At 68.3% G+C, this 19,228-nt stretch carries 22 protein-coding genes; 7 read left to right on the top strand and 15 right to left on the bottom strand.

Features of this window, described 5'->3' with window-relative positions; genetic code table 11:
• Positions 1-15 precede the first annotated feature (15 nt).
• From VKZ50_14990 to VKZ50_14965, 6 genes are all read right to left on the bottom strand, one after another.
• A complete protein-coding gene (locus VKZ50_14990; protein HLJ61029.1) occupies positions 16-936 on the bottom strand; it encodes a dihydrodipicolinate synthase family protein in 921 nt (306 codons plus the stop codon).
• A 274-nt stretch (positions 937-1,210) separates the two neighbouring features.
• A complete protein-coding gene (locus VKZ50_14985; protein HLJ61028.1) occupies positions 1,211-2,002 on the bottom strand; it encodes a creatininase family protein in 792 nt (263 codons plus the stop codon).
• Between the two features lie 54 nt (positions 2,003-2,056).
• A complete protein-coding gene (locus VKZ50_14980) occupies positions 2,057-2,665 on the bottom strand; it encodes a putative glycolipid-binding domain-containing protein (protein HLJ61027.1) in 609 nt (202 codons plus the stop codon).
• A gap of 76 nt (positions 2,666-2,741) precedes the next feature.
• A complete protein-coding gene (locus VKZ50_14975) occupies positions 2,742-3,734 on the bottom strand; it encodes an amidohydrolase family protein (GenBank protein HLJ61026.1) in 993 nt (330 codons plus the stop codon).
• 88 nt (positions 3,735-3,822) lie between these two features.
• Positions 3,823-4,800 (bottom strand): threonine/serine dehydratase, encoded by a 978-nt coding sequence (locus tag VKZ50_14970; GenBank protein HLJ61025.1) that lies wholly within the window; start codon positions 4,798-4,800, stop codon positions 3,823-3,825.
• A gap of 473 nt (positions 4,801-5,273) precedes the next feature.
• Positions 5,274-5,963, bottom strand: coding sequence for a peptidylprolyl isomerase (locus tag VKZ50_14965; protein HLJ61024.1), 690 nt, complete (start codon positions 5,961-5,963; stop codon positions 5,274-5,276).
• A 213-nt stretch (positions 5,964-6,176) separates the two neighbouring features.
• Here VKZ50_14965 and VKZ50_14960 point away from each other — a divergent pair, with 213 nt between their 5' ends.
• Positions 6,177-6,836: a VTT domain-containing protein gene (locus VKZ50_14960; protein ID HLJ61023.1), complete on the top strand. Its 660-nt coding sequence runs from the start codon at positions 6,177-6,179 to the stop codon at positions 6,834-6,836.
• 84 nt (positions 6,837-6,920) lie between these two features.
• Positions 6,921-7,205 carry a hypothetical protein gene (locus VKZ50_14955; GenBank protein ID HLJ61022.1) on the top strand — a complete coding sequence of 95 codons (285 nt, stop codon included), beginning with the start codon at positions 6,921-6,923 and terminating at the stop codon, positions 7,203-7,205.
• A gap of 208 nt (positions 7,206-7,413) precedes the next feature.
• Here the strand turns inward: VKZ50_14955 and VKZ50_14950 are convergent, their stop codons facing one another.
• The 5 genes from VKZ50_14950 to VKZ50_14930 all read right to left on the bottom strand — a co-directional run bounded on the left by VKZ50_14950 (position 7,414) and on the right by VKZ50_14930 (position 12,976).
• Positions 7,414-7,548 (bottom strand): hypothetical protein, encoded by a 135-nt coding sequence (locus VKZ50_14950; protein HLJ61021.1) that lies wholly within the window; start codon positions 7,546-7,548, stop codon positions 7,414-7,416.
• Positions 7,549-7,663: 115 nt separating this feature from the next.
• Entirely contained in the window at positions 7,664-10,285 is a 2,622-nt protein-coding gene (locus VKZ50_14945) for a tetratricopeptide repeat protein (GenBank protein ID HLJ61020.1), read from the bottom strand.
• Positions 10,286-10,413: 128 nt separating this feature from the next.
• Positions 10,414-11,193 carry a C1 family peptidase gene (locus VKZ50_14940; GenBank protein ID HLJ61019.1) on the bottom strand — a complete coding sequence of 260 codons (780 nt, stop codon included), beginning with the start codon at positions 11,191-11,193 and terminating at the stop codon, positions 10,414-10,416.
• Positions 11,194-11,240: 47 nt separating this feature from the next.
• Entirely contained in the window at positions 11,241-11,918 is a 678-nt protein-coding gene (locus VKZ50_14935) for a Crp/Fnr family transcriptional regulator (protein ID HLJ61018.1), read from the bottom strand.
• 161 nt (positions 11,919-12,079) lie between these two features.
• A complete protein-coding gene (locus tag VKZ50_14930) occupies positions 12,080-12,976 on the bottom strand; it encodes a sigma-70 family RNA polymerase sigma factor (GenBank protein HLJ61017.1) in 897 nt (298 codons plus the stop codon).
• A 443-nt stretch (positions 12,977-13,419) separates the two neighbouring features.
• Here VKZ50_14930 and VKZ50_14925 point away from each other — a divergent pair, with 443 nt between their 5' ends.
• Complete coding sequence (locus VKZ50_14925) at positions 13,420-13,665, top strand: hypothetical protein (GenBank protein ID HLJ61016.1); 246 nt, start codon at positions 13,420-13,422, stop codon at positions 13,663-13,665.
• A gap of 45 nt (positions 13,666-13,710) precedes the next feature.
• Here VKZ50_14925 and VKZ50_14920 read toward each other — a convergent pair whose 3' ends face one another.
• A complete protein-coding gene (locus VKZ50_14920) occupies positions 13,711-14,628 on the bottom strand; it encodes an acetamidase/formamidase family protein (GenBank protein HLJ61015.1) in 918 nt (305 codons plus the stop codon).
• A 297-nt stretch (positions 14,629-14,925) separates the two neighbouring features.
• Here VKZ50_14920 and VKZ50_14915 point away from each other — a divergent pair, with 297 nt between their 5' ends.
• Complete coding sequence (locus VKZ50_14915; GenBank protein ID HLJ61014.1) at positions 14,926-15,642, top strand: N-acyl homoserine lactonase family protein; 717 nt, start codon at positions 14,926-14,928, stop codon at positions 15,640-15,642.
• 154 nt (positions 15,643-15,796) lie between these two features.
• Here VKZ50_14915 and VKZ50_14910 read toward each other — a convergent pair whose 3' ends face one another.
• Together VKZ50_14910 and VKZ50_14905 are read right to left on the bottom strand one after the other, a co-directional pair.
• On the bottom strand, positions 15,797-16,204 hold the full coding sequence (locus VKZ50_14910) for a DoxX family protein (GenBank protein ID HLJ61013.1): 408 nt from the start codon (positions 16,202-16,204) through the stop codon (positions 15,797-15,799).
• A 137-nt stretch (positions 16,205-16,341) separates the two neighbouring features.
• Positions 16,342-16,740 carry a DoxX family protein gene (locus tag VKZ50_14905; protein HLJ61012.1) on the bottom strand — a complete coding sequence of 133 codons (399 nt, stop codon included), beginning with the start codon at positions 16,738-16,740 and terminating at the stop codon, positions 16,342-16,344.
• Between the two features lie 336 nt (positions 16,741-17,076).
• On the opposite strand from VKZ50_14905, the gene VKZ50_14900 reads away from it, so the two are divergent.
• Both VKZ50_14900 and VKZ50_14895 read left to right on the top strand, forming a co-directional pair.
• Entirely contained in the window at positions 17,077-17,982 is a 906-nt protein-coding gene (locus VKZ50_14900; protein HLJ61011.1) for a hypothetical protein, read from the top strand.
• 7 nt (positions 17,983-17,989) lie between these two features.
• Positions 17,990-18,328 carry a hypothetical protein gene (locus VKZ50_14895; GenBank protein HLJ61010.1) on the top strand — a complete coding sequence of 113 codons (339 nt, stop codon included), beginning with the start codon at positions 17,990-17,992 and terminating at the stop codon, positions 18,326-18,328.
• Here VKZ50_14895 and VKZ50_14890 read toward each other — a convergent pair.
• On the bottom strand, positions 18,303-18,515 hold the full coding sequence (locus tag VKZ50_14890) for a hypothetical protein (GenBank protein HLJ61009.1): 213 nt from the start codon (positions 18,513-18,515) through the stop codon (positions 18,303-18,305). The genes VKZ50_14895 and VKZ50_14890 overlap by 26 nt on opposite strands.
• A gap of 293 nt (positions 18,516-18,808) precedes the next feature.
• Here VKZ50_14890 and VKZ50_14885 point away from each other — a divergent pair.
• Positions 18,809-19,228 (top strand): Asp/Glu/hydantoin racemase (locus VKZ50_14885; protein ID HLJ61008.1); only part of this gene is annotated, 420 nt, incomplete at its 3' end.

Here is a 19,228-nt window from a genome sequence, read left to right as displayed (position 1 = left end):
CGCGCTCCGCCCCGGTCACAACGGCGCGAGGGCCTGCTCGTCCATCGCTTGGACCAGCCGCCGGAACGTCCGTGTGGTCTGTTCGTCCCAACTGCTGCGGATCGGGCCGCGGACGTGCGCGGACCCGATCGTGCCGCCGAGGGCCAGGAGCTCTTTGGCCGCGCGGTACCCGCCGAGGTGGGTCTCGAACGTGATCAACGGGAGATACCGCGCCAGGAGGTCGGCCGCCCCCTGTTGGTCGCCCCCGCGGTAGAGGGCCAGCACGCGCACGAACACGCTCGGCAGCAGGCTGCTGGGCATCGTGCCCGCCGCGCCCTGCTCGAGCTCTTCGAGGAAGAGAATGCCGCCGATCCCGCCGAACGCGCCTTTGACCGCGTCCTGTCCCAGCCGGCGCAGCCGCCCGATTTTCGCCGGTGCTCCCGCCGCCTCCACCTTGAAGTACCCGAGGCGTTCCACACGCCGCGCCAGCTCCGCCAGGAACGAAGCGGGCATGCCGACGCCGCTCAGCGGATGATCCTGGAGGATCAGAGGCACCGTCGTGGACTTCGAAAGCGCCTCGGCGTGTCGCTCGACTCCCTCCAGGTCGGATACCCACTGCCCAAAGAACGGAGGGAGAAACATCACCGCGTCGGCTCCCAGGTCCTGCGCCTCGCGCGCGTATCGCACGGCACCGATCGTGCTCGGGTGGTTGCACGTCACCACAACGGGGAGACGACCGTCCACCCGCTTGACCGCGCAGCCGATCACGCGGGGGCGCTCCGCGTCGGTAACGGCGTATCCCTCGCTGGCGTTCGCCAGCAACACCACGCCGTGCACGCCGGCACGCAGCAGGAAGTCGATCGTCGCGCGCTGGCCCGCCTCGTCCAGCTCGCCGCGGTCGTCGAAGATCGTGGGCACGATCGGGAAAATGCCGTCGAGCGAGCGGTCCTCCACCATCGACACCACCTCCTTGGCGGCCCGAGGCCGCGCGCCCTTGCCGCCCGTCGCGACACAGACGCCGGATCCCGGCAGGTTCCTGTCGCAACGCTACGCGGCAAGACCCCTTGCGTCCTCTTCTCTTGGAGGAAACGTCCGGCGAGGTGCATACAGCACTATAGGCAGGCCCATCCGGCGGCGATCGCCTCTTGACAACGTAGAGAGATGAGCGGCCGCGCGACGGCCGGTGGCGGGACGTCGCGGAATAGCAAGCACCTCGAGCGGGGTGCGCGGCTCAGTCGGCGTTCCAACGAACCTCGGGTGGGGTGGCCGCGATGTCCGCGGTTCTCAATCGCTCGGCCGCCGTGACGAGATCCTCGACCATCGCCTCAGCGATGGCGTGTCCCTTCTCCGGCGTGGCGAGCGTCGCGTCCCCGTACACCCCCGTCGCGGAATGGCCGGGCCCCGGCTCCCGGTGGTACATCGGCGGGACGAACACGCCCGGCGAGCCGGCCCGATCGGGTAACTCCCGCGCCAGCTTCTCCAGCCGCACCGCACCGGGGGCGATCGTCAGCAACAGGGACGTTTCGTGTTCGTCGGCGTGGCTGCCCCGCGGTTGACCGAGGAGACCTGCGGTCCGCTCGGCACCGAGATCGCCGATGCGCGTGACCGCGACGAGAATGCGCCGCGCGCGGTCCAAGTCCCGCGCGACGATCTCCAGCACCGGGTAGGTCGACACACCGGTATTTAATAGAAGAAAGCGCCGCGGCCCGTGTCGGTGCATCGAAAGGATGAGATCCTTCATCATGGCCTGGAAGGTCGTCGCCTCGAGGTGGGTGCTCCCCGGGAACGATGAGAAGTGGGGATAGTAACCGTACGTCACCGTCGGCATGACCAAGACGGGCACGCGTTCCGCCAGGCGCCGAGCCAGGTAGTCTGCCATGATACGGTCGGTCCCGAGCGGCAGGTGCGGCCCGTGCTCCTTCGCGGCGGCGCCGATCGGCACGACGACGAGCGGATCGGCCCGCAGGAGCGGTTCCGCCTCGTCCCACGTGAGTTGCTCCAAGTACGCGCTTCGCACTGCCATCTGCTCCTTCGCGTCCGCTGCTCGGGCGCGGGGACGCCGGCCGGTCTTGGGGCGTCAAGACCCTTCGGCGATGCGCTCCCAGATGTCCTGATAGCGGATCGGGAGACCGAACTCGTCGACCTCGACGTCCGCGCGGAACCCGCTGTCCCGACTCTCGTATCGGTAGGTCCGTTCGGCCCGGCGTTCGTAGGATTGCCTGGCCGGCACCACCTCCAGGCCCGGGACCAACACCCAGGCGGCCACGATCTCGGCCTTCTCGCCGACCGCGAGCCGGAGGCGGTTGATCGGCAGGGCGTTCGTGGAAGGGCTGAGGGCCAAGTCGACGTCCGTGCACCCCGCGAGTCCATGGACCTGCTCCCCGTTCATGCGCCACCGACCGCCTACACCAACCGAAAGGCGCAACGTCGACGCCCTCGACCCGCGGCGCTGTTCGATGGTGAGCGCGCGCGATCGCCAGTCCGGTCCGCATCGAAGCCGGTAGGCCACCCGCAGCGGTTCTCCTTCGTGCGCGGTCACGATCTCGCCCGTGATCTCGTAGCCCGTCTTGAGTTGCGAGAGCACGGCGTACTCCAGGCTCGCATTGTCCCGGTGACGCCGCCAGACGACGGCTCGGAGCGGCGTCGCCCCGCCACCCGCAGCGCCCTCTACGTGTCTTCCATCCATTCGGAGTCCCCCAGGCGCGCTCGGCGCGGCGGCATATTTCGTCGCCTTGACCGATCGCTCCCGCAAAAACGCGGCGCTACCGCCGCGCCGGGCGCAGGAAGAGGCGCGCGGCCGTTCCGCCCATGATGCCGTCGACAGCGGCGGGGGAGAGATCGAGCGCCCTAATCGTGTCGAAGGCACCGGCGACGTCGCCGATGACGTGCGGATAGTCGGTGCCCATCACGAGCTGCTCGGCGCCCACCGTACCCAGGGCGCACTGGAGCGACGGGACCGAGAACGACACCGTGTCGTAGTACAACCGCCGTAGGTAGTGACTCGGCGGCTGCGGGATGCGGTCGCGGATCTCCGGGTAGGCGTGATACCCGTTGTCGAGACGCTGCATCAGGTAGGGCAACGTCCCCCCGAGGTGCCCGACCACCACACTGAGACGCGGCAGCCGCTCGAAGACGCCGGCGAATACCATCCGCGCGACGCTCGCGGAGGTGTTGAACACGAAGCCGAGGAGCGGCACGAGGCCCGGCGCAAATGTGGCATCCGGCAACGCGGGCGGCATCGGGTGCACGAGGAGCGGGACGTCGAGCGCCTGGGCGCGCTCATACAGCGGGAAGAACGCCGGGTCGTCGAGATACCGGCCGTCCACGTTGCTGCCGATCAGGGCGCCGACCAGCCCGAGTTCGGTCACCGCCCGCTCCAACTCCGTGACCGCGGCGCCGGGGTCCGGAAGCGGCAGGCTCGCCAGGCCCGCGAAGTGACGGGGATGGCGGCCGACGAACTCGGCGATGCCGTCGTTGGCCCGCCGCGCCAGGTCGCGGCGCCGCGTCGCCGGCCCGATGTACACGCTCGGGATCGTAATGGACACGACCTGAAGGTCGACGCCGAGCTTCGCCATCTCCTCGATGCGCCGCTCCGGGCTGGTCATCTGCGCGGTCATCGTGACGATGCGTTCGCCGTGCAGCGCGAGGATCGTGCGGCCGAGCGCGTCCTGCGTCAGCGCGTACGGCTCCGGACCCCGGGTGAGCGCGTCCATGTAGCCGTCGGGGTAGAAGTGCGCGTGCACGTCCACGATCACTGCGATCCCCCCTCGCGCTCCGTCCGGGTTGCCGGCGCACGGATGCGCTGCGGCCTCCGGCAGGCGTCTGGGCCCGGAGGTCGAGCACTCAACCCGCCGGCGTGTGCCCCTCCAAGATCGTGGTCAGCTTGCGCACGTCGATGTTGCCCCCGGACACGATGCACACGACGGTACCGCTCCCTGCTGCACCCGTCAACGCGGCCGCGACCCCGGACGCGCCCGCACCCTCCGCCACGATGTGGTGCCGTTCGACCAGCAGGCGGATCGCCGCGGCGATCTGGTCGAGCGACGCCACGATCGCGCCGTCGAGGAGCCGGCGGGCCAGTTCCCACATCTCGGGAAAGAGCGCCGGAGTCCCGATCCCGTCCACGAAGCTCGCAACGTAGTCCACGGTGACCGGGTGCCCGGCCGCCATCGATGGGGCGAGCGGGGCCGCAGTCGCAACCTCGGCCGCGAACATCTTGGTGGCGGGGCTCAGGGCGCGCAGCGCACAGGCGATGCCGCAGGCCAGCCCGCCGCCGCCGTAGGGGACGACCACGGCGTCCACGCGCGGCAGATCCTCCAGGATCTCGATTCCGACCGTCCCGTTCCCGGCGATCACCGCCGCGTCGCTGAACGGGTGCACGAAGAACCCCTCCAGCCCCTCGAACTGCCGCGTCCGAAACACTTCGAGCCACCGGGCGACCGGTACCTTGATCGGGCGCGCCCCCAGTCGGGTGATCGCCTCGAGTTTGATCGCCGGGGCATGATCCGGGACCACGACCGTGCAGTCCACGCCGACCTGCCGCGCATACCAGGCGACCGCCTGCGCCATGTTGCCGGCGCTCGCCGTCCAAATGCCGCGCCGCAGCGATTGCGGATCTGCCCGTCTGATCGCGTTCCCCGCTCCCCGCAGCTTGAACGATCCGATGGGCTGCAGGTTCTCCAGCTTCAGGTAGATCTTCGCGGGAGCGCCCTCGAGGTTCAGGGGAATCAGTGGAGTACGGATGGCGCTTCCGGCAATCCGCGCCTGTGCCGCGCGAATCTCGTCCAGCGATGCGGGGCTCAATACAGCAGGCTCACCCATGGGCGGTCTCGTCCCCCGATCCGGTGGCAGATACGCGGCACCGCATCCCCCCTTCCGCGCCCGCGGTGAGCGCTCCTGGCGGGATGACACCCGGTGGTGGGGCTACGTGCTCTCCGGCCTCTTCCTCCTTGTCGGCGGTGCGCGCTTGGGCACAGAGCCTATAACCCAATCAATCCCCGCCTAACGTGGAGTGGGGCTTTCCTACGAGACCATGCTGTTATGCTGCGGCAGGACGCTTGATGAGGACGAAATACGCGCAGTTGCACGGCCGTTGGTTCGTGCCATGGGGCGTGGCGCAGCGAGATGTAATGGCGCCTGCAACGCCCTCCACGGTGGCATGGCACTTGTCACACCGGTAGGTCCCCGTGACCGGCCAGGGAAGCCCGGCCTTTGCACGCACAGACTCTGGCATCAGCCACCACCCAGGAAATCGCCCTCTACCACCACTCTAACAGAAAGAGACACGGGCGGGGTCAATTGCTCTTGACGGGCTTCACGATCTCGATGTGCACGATCTTGACCGGCTGAAGCGGGCGATCGCGCGCATCCCGGGGCATGCGTGCGATCTTCTTGACCAGCGCGACCGCCTTGTCGTCGCACTGACCGAAGATGGTGTAGCCGGCACCGTTCTGGGGGTTCAGGCCGGGCTGCGCTTCCTCGGTGATGAAGAACTGCGACCCGTTCGTGTTGGGGCCGGCGTTGGCCATGGCCAGCCGTCCGGGACGGTCAAAAAGCAGATCGGTGTGCAGCTCGTCCTGAAACTTGTAGCCCGGACCGCCCGTGCCGGTCCCGAGTGGATCGCCGCCCTGGATCATGAACCCCGGAATCACTCGGTGGAAGATGACCCCGTCGTACATCGGCCGATGATGCTCGATCTTGCCCGTCGCAGGGTTCGTCCAATCCTTGTCCCCGGTGGCCAACCCGATGAAATTTGCCACGGCCAGGGGTGCTTTGCCGGGGTAGAGCTCGCACCGCATGTCCCCGGCCGTCGTGTGGATGATCGCGATCGGGTTCTGGGGCGCGGTGTTCGTCGCAGCTTGGGGCGCCGACATCTCGTGCACCTCGCTTTCGGCAGGATCGTGCGCTGCGGTCGGAGCAGCCGCGACGCGAACAGGCAGCACCACAAGAACGCCGAGCAACGACAGCATGAACACCCGCTGCATCCAGCACCTCTCGACAACGTCCGAACATTCACTTTCGTGTGGACGGCACACCACCTCCTCCTCAGCGCCAAGATTGGACGGGGGCGGTGGCAACGCGGCCCCGCCTCAAGATACCAGGAGTCGCGTCTGGCAGTGTGAACTATCTCTTTCGGATACCACCGCGTGTTGCGGGATGAGCGATTCTCTGTCCGAGCGTGCCGGAGGTGCTCGGAGGTGCACTGGGGTCTCGCATCGACTCTGGTCGAGCCCGGGTGGCTCCATACGCTCGGCACCTGGTCTCGGGTCACCATCGACCACGTCCGGACGGCCGCCGTGCAGTGGGGCCCATGGGCGCCTGCGACATCGATCCTCGTCACCATCGTCAATACCTTTCTCCCTTTTCCGACCGATCTGATCATCGTGACGAACGGGGCCGTGTTCGGGTTTTGGAACGGCCTACTCGTGTCGATCGCCGGTGCAATGGGAAGTGCGTGTCTCGCCTTTGGGATCGCGCGCCTGGTGGGGCGCGCGGTGGCTCAGCGTGTCGTGCCCGCGGGTGCGATGGAATGGGTCGACAACACGGTGGAACAAGGGGGGTGGGGAGCCGTTCTCTTGATTCAGTTCATCCCGCTCCTACCGTATAGCCTGTTGAATTTCGCGCTCGGTCTGACGTCCGTCCGGTGGACGACGTTCCTGTGGGCGACTGCCGTGAGCATTCTGCCGACCGACATCCTTCTCGTCGCGCTGGGATACGGTGTTGCGGAGGCCCGAACTGTTCTCTACTGGACGGTCGCCGCGCTCGTGCTCCTCGCGCTAGTGACGATCTGGCTTCGGTATCGGCTCGCGCGGCTGTTGAAGATCCCAACGAAATGGGCTGGTACGTCATCGTCATGAACCAAATGACCCGTGCCCCGATCGCCGGGGGGAACGCCCCTCTATCACGGGGAACGACACGTCGGACGGAGATTGGAGGACACTATGGAGCGACGCACGGGTTCGACGGCCACCTATCTCGACCGCGCCTCGATGGTCGTCATCATCCTCACGTTTGTCCTGTTCCTGTCTGCGCTGGTGGTCAAGGGATTCAACCACGACCTGTTTCTCGAGGCGGGCGTCCTGCTCGTCTCCGTGAAGATCATCTTGAACGGCTGCTACATGGACGCACACGTCGGACGATTGGAAGGACGTATCGACGAGCTGCGCGGGCTTCTCGAACAGCTCGTCCGCCCGTCTCGACCTGCAGAGCAAGAGCGGGAACCTTAGCCTCCGCTCACTCAATCCCTTGCGCGGCGCGGTCGCCGGACCCTCCCGGACGCGATCGCCGCACGGAGCGGTGCCAGCCCGCAGGGAGTGGTTCAATCGGCGCATGACGTACATGTCCTCGGGTTCGTAGGGATCCGCCGGGCGCCGTGATGCACCGGGCCGGTGGCCGGTGGTTCGGAAAGGGCACTCGAAATGCCGGGGGCGACGGTTACCGGCGCTTGCGTCCCTTCGCCGCGCTCTTCTTTGCGCCTGCGCGAGCCGTCTTGCCCCGCTTCGTGATCGCGCGCGTCTTCCGTTTGCCCCTGAGGTTCGGTTTGGCCGCTCCCGCGCCGTTGTTCCCCATCGTTCCGTTCCTCCCCCATCCGCGCGCCGTTTACCCTACCGGCCGGCGCCGCACCGATCGTTGTCGTGTCTGTGTTGCGCACTGCCAGTTCATCCGGAGCGCACGCTTCTCCTGCTCAGTCGCGCTCCGCCTCGGCGATGGCGTCGTCCAACGCCGTCGCGCGTCCCAACGCCCACGCGTCCGCAAACTCGCGCGGCGGTATCGTCGCGCGGGCCGCCGCCACGTCACGGTCGTAGTCGGGACGGTCGGACGGCAACAACGGCGCCGCGATCGCCTCGCGCAGCGCCTCCGCGGCGCCGAACAACCTGGCCGCCCGGACCGCCTCTCCCTGCGCCGCGGCGAGTCCCGCGAACCCTTCGAGTTGGTACGCGAGCCCGGGCTTGTCGCCGAGCTCTCGGCGCAAGACGAGCCCCTCGGCGAGCAGCGCGCGCGCCCGAGCATAGTCGCCCTGCCGGGACGCCACCAACCCGAGGTTCGTGAGCGCCATCGCGATGTGCTGCTTGTCCCCATGGCCCTGCCAGATGTCGAGCGCCTCAGCCAAGAGTGCGGCGGCCTCGCCGTAGTCCCCATGACGGAACGCCGCGCGGCCGAGGTTGTGGAGCGCGAGCGCCACGCCCCACTGGTCGCCGAGCTCCCGCCGCAGGGCGAGGCTCTCGTCGAGAAGCGCGCGTTCCGCAACCGGATCTCCCTCGCCGGCGGCAACAAACGCCAAGTTGCCCAGGATCCTCGCGACGCCGCGGCCGTCGCCGGTCTGCTTCCACAGCGCGAGGCCGTGCTCGTAGAACCGCCGCCCCGCCGCGTAGTCTCCCTGACCAAAGACGGCCAGGTTACCGGCGGCGTTGAGCGCATCCGCGCGCACCACCGCCGGGGTGCTCTCTCCGACGCGCAAGAGCGACTCCAGCCATCCGCGGCCCTCGGCAAAGTATCCGCGCACGAACCAGAACCGCCACGCCGCGCCGATCAGGCGCAGCCCCGCCTCGGTGCGGCCGCTCTGGAGCGCCCACTCGAGCGCCGCCCGGAGGTTGTCGTGCTCGGCTTCGAGCCGGTCGAACCATGCCGCCTGCGTCGAGCCGACCAGCTCGGGCGCGGCCCGCTCCGCGAGCCCCAAGAACCAGTCGAGGTGGCGCTCGCGCACGGCCGCCTCCTCGCCCGACTCCCTGAGCCTGGCCACGCTGTACTGCCGCACCGTCTCGAGGAACCGGTAGCGCACGTTCGCATCCTGCTCGTCCATGAGCACCAAGGACTTCAGGACGAGCTGGGTCAGCAGGTCCAGCACCGCAAGGGGCGCCTCGTCCCTGCCGCCGCACACCGCCTCGGCCGCTTCGAGCGTCCACCCCCCGGCGAACACGGCCAGGCGGCGCAGCAGCGCCTGCTCGCCTCCCGAGAGCAGATGATAGCCCCAGTCCATGACCGCTTGCAGGGTCCGATGCCGGGGAAGCGCCGTCCGGCTCCCCTGGTTCAACAACGAAAGCTGGTCGCCGAGACGCCGTGCAATCTCCGATACCGGGAGCGCCGCGACGCGGGCGGCGGCCAACTCGATCGCAAGCGGGATTCCGTCCAGCCGACGGCACACCTCCAGCACGGCCCCCGCGTTCTGGGACGTGATGGCGAACGAAGGCTGCACGGCCGCGGCGCGGTCCAGAAACAGCCGCACCGCTTCGCTCCCCGCCGCGGCGGTCGCCGTCGCGCCCGACCCGAGCAGCGACAGAGACGGCACCCGCCACATCCGCTCTCCCGCGATCCGTAGCGACTCGCGACTCGTGGCCAGCACCCCCACGCCGGGGCACGCGCCCAGGATCGCGTCGATCACGTGCGCGCACGCGTCGATCAGGTGCTCGCAGTTGTCGATCACGAGCAACATCGTCCGGTCGCGCAGCGCGTCGGTCAGGCTCGACAACCAGGGCCGGCCGGGGATCTCCCGCACCCCCAGGGTGGACGCGACGGTCTGCAGGACCAGTGCGGGGTCGGTCAGCGGTGCAAGCTCGACGAGCCACACGCCGTCCGCATAGCGCGGCACGACCTCTGCGGCGACGCGCAGCGCAAGCCGCGTTTTCCCGCACCCGCCCGTCCCCGTCAACGTGACGAGACGGGCGGTCGATAGCAGCTGGCCGACCTCGGCGCGTTCCAGGTCTCGGCCCACGAAGCTGGACAGCTCCTGCGGCAGGTTGTGGCGTTCGACGGGGAACGAGCGCAGCGGCGGAAACTCCGCCTCGAGCTCCGGGTGCGTGACCTGGAAGAGATGCTCGGGCTCCCGCAAGTCCTTGAGCCGGTGCGTCCCGAGGTCGCGGACCGCGACCTCGGGCGGCAGCGCATCTTCCACGAGGTGCAGGGTCGCACGCGAGAGGAGGATTTGCCCGCCGTGCGCGGCGTTGCAGATCCGGACGGCGCGGTGGACATCCAGGCCGACATACTTCCCGGCCACGCGCACGGGCTCGCCGGTGTGCACGCCCATGCGCACCCGCAGCCTCGCGTCGGTCGGCCACGGGTGGCCGAGGAGCGCCCGCTGCGCGGTCACCGCGGCCACGACAGCCGCCCGGGCGCTCGAGAACGCGACGAGGATCGCGTCCCCGTCGGTGTCGACCTCGCGGCCGCCCTGCCCCGTGAACGCGGCGCGCAGAATTCGCCGGTGCTCGTCCAGGAGCTCGGCGTAGCGGGCGTCGCCGTGGTGCTGCAGCAGATTTGTGGAACCCTCGATGTCGGTGAGGACAAACGTCACGACACCTGGACGATCGGGCATGCGCATTTCCCCGGAACGGGCCCGCATCCGCCGTTCGGCGGGCCCACTTCCACCGTGGTCTGTGACGAGCCCCTTTCGGTGGAGTGTCGGAAGGTCCTGCCGATCGCGGCGCGGAGGCGGCTATGCGGTCATCGCGTGACGGCCCGAATTGTCCAGAAATCGTCGCTGAGATGCGGGTCGGCGAGGTAGGCGTACGGAAGGGTAAAGTAGCCGCGCTGCCCCCACCCTTCGCCCCACGAGTTCCGGGCAAGGAGCCGGCGCGCGCCGTCGTCGTAGCCGACGGCCAGGACGGCGTGTCCGTGGCCGATGTGCTGCTCCCCGCGCTGCGGCAACACGGCCACGCCGCTTCGCGCCACCGCCGCGGCTTCGAAGCTCTTGTAGACGGCCATTCCGAAGACGACCGGGTGCCCCGAGGCGAGACACGTCCGGATCGCGGTCAGGTCCGGGTCCCGCGGCACCCGATGATAGCTGATCGCGCGATGTCGCTTCGCCGCGCGGAAGCACCCGGGTGCGGGCTTCGTTTCGAACCGCGGCACCCGATACGGCCACAGCTCTTCCGGGCACACCCCGAGCGCCGCGACGGACTTGACGGCGTCGCGGATCGGCGAGCCGGTGTCGCACCGCTCGCACCCGCGCGCGGCGCGCGTATTGAAGTAGATGAACATCCGCGACGGCCGGAAGTCCGGCGCGAGGTTCTCCATCCTCCGCATGTACTGAATCGCCGCGCCGACCGCGTTGGCCGTACAGCTCTGCAGTTGCCCCTGATCGTACACGGGAGGACATTGCGGGCGAAGATCGACGCGGCGCGGACGCGTCCGCGCGAGCGCCGGGGGCGGCGCGTACTCGTAGTCCCGCCGGTCGGGGAGATCGCGGACCCATCCGTAGTAGTTCTGCTTCCGGTCGCCCACGCGCGCGGCCTCCTCGGCAGATCGGTGCGGCCCAACCCCGCGGGAGGTCAGGACAACTCGGCGCGCAACCGCTTGAGATCCACCACGGTCAGGCGCTGGCGTTCGTGGAGGATCAACCCTCGTTCGACGTAGTAGCGCAGCCACTTGTTGACGCTCTCCCGCGTCGCCCCGACCATGCCGGCGAGATCGCCCTGCGTGAGCCGGGACGCGATCAGGACGCCCCGGGGGTCGGGCTGGCCCCGGGTCTCGGCCAGGTCGACGAGGACTTTGACCAGCCGGGTGCGCACGTCGAGGAACACCGCGTCGTGCATGCGATTGTCCGCGCCCCGCAGGCGCCGGCTGAGCGTCGTGAGGAGCACGAGCGCGGCCTGCGGATGCTCGGTCACAAACGCCACAAACGCCTCGCGTGGCAGAATGAGCAACGTGGTCGGGAGCGTCGCCACGGCCTCGGCCGACCGAGGTTCGCCGTCCAGGAGCGCAAGCTCCCCGAGGAAGTCCCCGCGGCCGAGCAGCCGGAGGATGACCTCCTTGCCGTCCGATGAGCCGAGGACGATCTTGACCTCGCCCTCCTCGACGATGTAGAGTGCGGTTCCGGGATCGCCCTGGTGGAAGACCACGTCGCCCGCGGCGTAGCGGTGCCGCCGCATGAGGGCCGCGACGTCGTCCATCGCCGTCGGGCCGAGCTGCGCCAGGAGAGGGACCTGTGCGAGCAGGTCTCGACTCAACGTGGCACCTCCTCGGTCCGCATCTGCGGGGGTCGCGTCTGTGCGCCGCTGCCCGTCGCAGTCGCGGGACGGCACACACACGCGGCCCACCTTTCGACGGACGCCGGTCCGTACCTCCGTCGCGGCCGCACCGGGCCGCCCTGGCGGCCCGGCGGGCCGGGTCATGACGTGAAGTCTCTCAGGGACCGCTTCTCGCTTAGGCGCCGCAGCTTGCTCAACGCCTTCAGCTCCAACTGCCGTGCCCGCTCCCGCGTCACACCGAACGCCTTCGCGACCTCCTCGAGCGTGCGCGGTTGGTTGTCGTCCAGGCCGAACCGCACGACGAGCACCTTGCGCTGCCGGGGCGGGAGCGCGTCCAGGAGGTCCGCGAGGTGCGCCTTGAGCACCGAGGCGAACGCCGTTTCCATCGGATCGGGCGCGGTGGCGTCCTCGATCAGGTCGCCGAGGGAGCCCTCCCCCTCGTCCTCGATCGGCGTTTCCAGCGAGATCGGCGCGCGGGCGATCTGCTGCACCTTCCACACCGGCTCGACCGGCTTGTCCATGACCTGCTCGATCTCGTCCAGGCTCGGTTCCCGTCCCAGTTCCTGCGCCATGCGCTGCTGGAGCCGCGACAGCTTGTTGACCTCGAGCGCCATGTAGACGGGGATGCGAATCTGGCGCGACTGGTCGCCGCGGGCCCGCATCAGCGCCTGACGGATCCACCATGTGGCGTATGTCGCGAACCGGTAGCCGCGCCGCCAGTCGAACCGGTCGACCGCCTGCATGAGCCCGAGGTTGCCTTCCTGGATGAGATCCGACAGCGGGACGTCGGATCCGGCGTACCTCCGGGCAAGGCTGACGACGAGCCGGAGGTTCGCTTCCACGAGGTGCCGCCTGGCCTCCGCGTCGCCGCGTTCCACCCGTTTGGCCAGTTCCACCTCGTCTGCCGGACTGAGCAGCGGCACCCGTCCGATTTCGTCGAGATACATCCGAACAAGATCGCCGCCACCGTGTCCACCCCGCACTACCGCAACCTCCGCTGTCAGCGACCGCGCCTCGTGTGTCTGTGGTTGGATCATCCCCGACCCTCCCTGGCCGTCCGAACCCGAGCGGCAGCCTTGAGCTCACCCTCACGCGCGCTTGCGAGACCGTCCGAGCATCGATCCTCGTTCGCGGTGCGTATTCGTCGATGAGCTCGTGGCCTTACGATATGCCCGATCGATTTTTCGAACAATGGACCGCATCACGAACTGACTGTGAAGTGTTTCACAGCGAACGCACCGCCCACGAGGCATTGAGGGCGACACCGCCCCGGACCAGACGGACGAGCCCAGACCGGGACCGTCGGGGTGCGGGGTGGCTCGACATCCGTGGTCGTGCGGCCGGTCAGCAGGCATCAAAGTGTGGACTGTGACCCCGTTCACACCTCGCGAGTAACGCCGCTCGCTGCGCGGTCAACGGTCGGGCCGTAGACTGACCCTGCGACACGGTACGGCGATGGCCAAACATTGAGGTGAATGCAATGCCAACGGCGCTTCCACCGGGACTGGAACCCTCCATGGTGCTCGGCGTCCTCCTCTGGTGCCTCATCCTGGCGGCGACCGCTGCGGCTCGAGCGGATGAACCTAAGGAAACGAACACCTTCTGGAAGCGCTGGCATGAGCGTGATGAGTTCCTGCGAGCACCCGTGCCGGTGCCGTTCGGAGAGAATAGATGGGACGCTGACGGCGACGGGATCGAATCGCGCGCCGCCGGCGCGCTAGACTAGACCGTTACGTCGCCAACACGACGACGCAGAACACCGTCGTCCGAATCACGGCGCGGCCGTCAACTGGGGCCACCGTTTCGGCATCTGCAGCCTGAGTGTCATGTCCATGGAGCCGCACGCCTGCCCGACGCGCAGGTCGCCGGCGGCCGAGATCCACATCAGCGCCTCCACGGCCCGCATCCCGAGGCGGGTCTCGAGAATCCTCAGCATGTCCTCTACCACCATGCCGCGGGCCACGGCGAAGTCGCGGCCCCACCCCACGGTGATTACGCGGTCGGCCGTCTCCATGCGCGGGGCCAGCAGCGATCGGTGCCGGACCAGACCGATCGTGCACGTGACTTCCGCCGCGATCTCCACGCCGCCGCCGCTCAATTCGCCGTCACCCATCGCCGCGTGTACGTCGCCGATGTAAAGCAACGCGCCCGGCACGAACACCGGCAGATAGACGCGGCATCCCGCGCCGAGCACCGCGTGGTCCATGTTCCCCCCGAAGCGGCCGACGGCGCCGGAACGCGGTTCCGAGGGATCGGCCACGCCGATCTCCCCCACCATCGGGCGACACGGAATCCGGAGACCCTCGCGCCACACCACGTGCCCGTCCTGGACGTCCACAACGCCGATGAGCGACTCACCCACACGGCCCCTGGGCACGACCAACCCGGCGTCGCTCGCGGCCATGTATCCGGGAGGCCGGAGCGCAATGTCACGCACGTCGACCGCGAGCACGTCGCCGGGCTCGGCACCCTCGATGCGGATCGGCCCGGTGAGGGCGTTCGTGCGACCTCCGGGCGGTGGGGGATACGGCTGAAACGTCCCCGGCGGTCCGACGATGAGAGCGCCCGATCGTGGGTCGCGCGTCGCCACGCGCACGGTTACACCGGGGAGGATCGTTGCACACGGCGGTGCGGTCGGCGAGTAGGCAAACTGCCCGTGCGGTGTCGCGATCGCGATGATCTCTGTCATGCCCACGCCCCTCCGACGTGGCCCGTTCTGTGCAGCGCCGAGCCGCGTCTGCCTAATACGCAGGCGTGTGTGCCAAACTACGAACAGCGCCGCGGGGTGCCGGCCACGTCCGCACTGTTCGTAGTAGCGGCACAAGCACCTCCCCACTCAGGCGCCACAGTCGGACGTTCGGCGCTCGCGCGTTGTCGCGGCGGTGGCTGGAACGTGGATGCGCACCGCGGGTCCGGGCCAACAGGACAACGCGGCACCGCGGGCTAACCACTCCATCACGCCACTTTGATAGGAACGGGGGAACACATGCGCCTGTACATCATGCAACTCGGGATGAATCCGGACACCGGCAATCCCTATCCGGGCTACCTGATCCAGACCGATGACGGGACGAACATCCTCGTGGATACCGGCTTTGGCCCTAAGATGGTCGAGACGAGCCGTCGGCCCGACCACCAAGGTCCCCGCGTCACCGAGGACGACCTCGTCGTCAATCAACTCGCGCGCCTGGGCGTCCGCCCGGAGAACATCCGTTACCTCGTCGCCACGCACTTCGATGGAGATCACGCGGGTTATCTCGCACCGTTTACCGCCGCGGAGATCGTCGTGCAGCGACGCCACTACGACACGGCGCAGGGCGGGCACCCGCGCTTCGCCGGCACGCGCGAGCAGTGGGGCGATCCTCGTCTGCGCTATCGCCTCGTCGACGGGGACACGACGTTGGTCCCCGGGGTCGAGTTGATCGAGACGAGCGGGCACGTGCCGGGACACCAGTCCGTGCTGGTACGCCTCCCCAAGACCGGCCCCGTGCTCCTGGCGATCGATGCGATGGCCCGCGCGCTGGGAGATCACACCCCGGAAACCCGGCCGATCGGATCCTACGACCTGGAAGCAGCGGGAACCAGGGCGAGCACTCGAAAGCTCGTGGACCTGGCCGCGCGCGAGCGGGTCGCACTCATCGTCTACGGACACGACCCGGATGAGTGGAAGAAGCTCAAGAAGGCGCCTGAGTTCTACGAATAGGCCGCAGGCGCTTTACCCAGACGCGAGGCGTCCACCCGGGGCATCCCGCCCATCACCGCGGAGGGAGAGCCCAGCATCGATCGCGGCCGCGGGGCCACGGCCGCGAAACGCCTTGCGTACACAACAACCCTGAGCGCACCATGTGAGCCATAGCCTAGCGCCGCAGAGGAATGAGCACGCGCAGCTGGTCTTCTCGCAAGCAAAGCCCTCCCCAGATTAGCACGCCGATATAGACAGGGAAGAGAGCTTCGGCAAAGAGTGGACTGCCAACGCGCACCTGGGTAGCGGTCGCGCCGCCAAGATAGCCCGTCAGCAAGATGGCGCCGAGGATCGACGTGCGCGGAAACACATAGACGACCACGCACACGATCTCGAGAATTCCTAAGGTCGGAGCGAGGCTCACAGGATACCCGAGCCGCGCGAATGCCTGGACCACTTGCGCCGGCATCATCACATGCAGAGCGCCGTCGAGCAGCAGGAACAGTACAGCCACCGTGCTGACGATACGTCCGGTCCAGAGCCTGCTCTTCGAGCCCGAAGCGGTTTGAGTGCCTAGTTGCATACGATATCACCCGCCCTAGTTTGTTCTCGTGTGTCCGCACCACACACGCCGCACGCATTGCCGTCGTCTCAACAACCGGAGCGTGGGACCCCGCCCGCTCTCACGCATGTTTGTCCGCCGCCCCCCTTTTGGACCGATCACGCCCTCGCAGGTTCAACGCGAGTGCGGCCGCTCTCGGCGTGCGGCACCAGTCGCCAGCGGCCGTAGGCGACGAACGCCGCGAGGAGACCCACTGCCAGCGGGATCAAGACCAACGGCCCGCCGCCCGAGGCCAGTGTGAACACCGTCGCACCCAGCATGACCATCACCAGCCCAGCAGCGGCTAACGGTGTCAGGCTCGTACGGATGCGCAGCAGACCCGGAAGAATCAGACCGAGCGCGCCGAGTACCTCGGCCACCCCGATGAACCGTACGAACAGGCCCGGCAGTGGCATCTGCTGCGTCAGCGCATCGAGGGGCATCACCAACTTGATCCCGCTGGTGAACAGAAACAGGAGCGCGAGGAGCCCTTGAACGGTCCAGAGCACGTCCCTCATGATTGAGTACCCTCCCTTTGAACGTTCTTCTCTGTGCCTGCGTCGTCGTTTGCCTTTTCGTGTCGGGCCGACCAGGCGCTAGCGGACCGGTCACGACCGGGCGAACTCCGCCACCGGATCGATCCTTCTCTCACTGCATTGTCGAGTGGACAGACTCCAAATCGACATGACCGGCAAGGAAAAGTCAGCGGACGGAGAGGTCCGATTCATTCCGGGCGGAGCAGAATCCGGAGTCTATCCGTGGCGTAGAGGGTCCACGTGTGATGAAGTTCACTGATCTCAGGTGACCGCGGTCACAGCCGCCACCGACTCGCCGGATGTACACTGTGAGCGCGAATGACAAGGAGGTGGACAGCCATCAAGCTGCGCATAACGGTCGACGTGTTCAGCGGGCGGTCAAACCCCGTGATCGAACTCGAGGGAAGCGAAGCCCGTGAAGCCGCGGAGCGGCTGATCCCGGTGCGCCCGCTCGCGAGGGGCGAGGCCGTGCTGCCGCCGTGGCCGACGCTGGGATACCGGGGTCTCGTGATCGAGCAGGTCGCCGCACCGGACAAGAGGCTTCCCAGGACGTTCCGCCTGGTTCACGGGGATCTGCTCGCGCCGAGGCTCGCGCATCGCGCGGAGGACGAGCAGTTCGAGACGTTCGCCCTCGGCATGTCCGGTCTCGTTCGCCGGCTCGGGTACGGGCCCGAGTTTTCGCGAAGGCTCGAGCGTGAGGTCGCACGCTTCCGCAACCTCCGGGCAGACTTTGCGAAGCGGCGACACCGGGCCTCGGTCTGGCCGAAGAGGCACCGGTGCGCCTGCGCGCCCCTCTACGAGCCGCACTGGTGGAACGTCCCGCAGCGGCAACCCTTCAACAACTGTTACAATTACGCTACGAACTACCGAACGGACACGTTTGCGCAGCCGGGGCTGGCGGCAGGCGCGATGTATGCGGCGCTCTCCTGCGCAGCGGTCAGGCCGGCGGCGATCGCCGATGCGCTCATCGACAGCCCGGGCGCGAACAACCGGTGCCCCGACGAGGGGCACCTGGTCGCGCTCGTGATCGCGCCCGGCTGGGACTTCCACTGGTACCGAAAGGGCCGAAATGGATACTGGTCGCACAAACCCGGCGGCACCCCGGTGACGAACGTCGACAACAGCGGGGCGACGATCCCGGACCCGCGGCTGGCGAATCGCGGGCCGTACGTGAACTTCTGTACGTTCATGACGGTGATGCACGGCCACATCAAGATCCGATGACGCGCGCGTGACCTGGACGGGGACGATTCTCTTGTTTTCCGGACGACCGGATCCCACGTGGGCGGTACCGCCGAGCATCGTCCGCAGCCTGGAGCGGGCCTGGGATCGATCGGCAGCGTATCCGGGTCCGCCGCCGGCGGCGCCGCCCCTCGGCTACCGGGGGTGTCTACTCAAGAGCCCCGATCTGCGCGAGTGGCTCGCGTACGGCGGCGCCGTCACGCTCCGGACCGCCGGTCAGGCCGAATCGCGGCGGGACCCCGGCAGGTCGTTCGAGAGGACGCTGCTGGCCTCGGCGCCGCCGAAAGCGGTCCCCGCCTCGCTCATCGAAGCGCTCGAGCCGCCGTAAGCAGCTCGGCGTCGGAAGCGCGCTCGCCGCACCCTCGGATCGGATCGGGAAGCGGCGCCATCCGCACGACCGCCGAGCCGCCGTCCACCCTCGCGGCCGGGTGCAGATGATACACGGACACGACCACGTCCCCATGCTGCGGGGACTGCTCGGTGAGAAACCCACACGGACATCGGTACCATGCCATCGTGCACCTCCCACGGCAGCCTTCCGGCCTGTTGGCCTTATCTTCGCCGCGCGCCCACGTGCGCGCGATGAGCGCGCGCATAGCCGGACTGTGAGGTGCGTCACACGGCGCACACTGGAGGAGCCGCATCCCGTCGCGTGGAACGCCGCTCCGCGGAGGCGTGTGCCGGCAAGACGGGCACGATTGTGTGCGCTGCGGGCGGCATGCAACGTGCGTCGGCTCCCCGACCCGCTTCCTGATCGGCGCCCGGACCGCGGCGTGAACGCGGCGCACAACGGCTGGGGAGGTCGCGTATCACCGCACGATACAGGCTCGGGATGCTCACGCCCTCTTCGAACACCTGCCTCGAACCGGTGACCTGTGCCATCGTGAGGGAAGTGCCCGATGTCTCCGTCCACTTCGCCCGCTTCCCGGTGACGCGGATCTCGCTCGACGACGGCGCAGTGGAGCAGTTTCGCATGGAGCCCATGCTCGCGGCCGCGCGTCAACTGGCCGACGCCCGCGTTCACGCGATCGTGTGGAGCGGGACATCAGGAGCGTGGCTGGGGCTCGACATCGATCGGGCGCTGTGCCGGCAAATCGAAGAGGTCACGGGAATCCCCGCGACCACGTCGACCCTCGCGCAGGTCGACGCCTTTCGCCGTCATCGTGTCACGCGCTACGCGCTCGCCGTCCCGTATACAGCATCGGTCGCCGCGAAGATCGTGGAAACC

This window comes from bacterium (assembly GCA_035295165.1).
Classification (GTDB): Bacteria; Sysuimicrobiota; Sysuimicrobiia; order Sysuimicrobiales; family Segetimicrobiaceae; genus JAJPIA01.
Note: the sequence above shows the minus strand (reverse complement) of the source record. Positions and strands in the feature narration are given on the sequence as shown.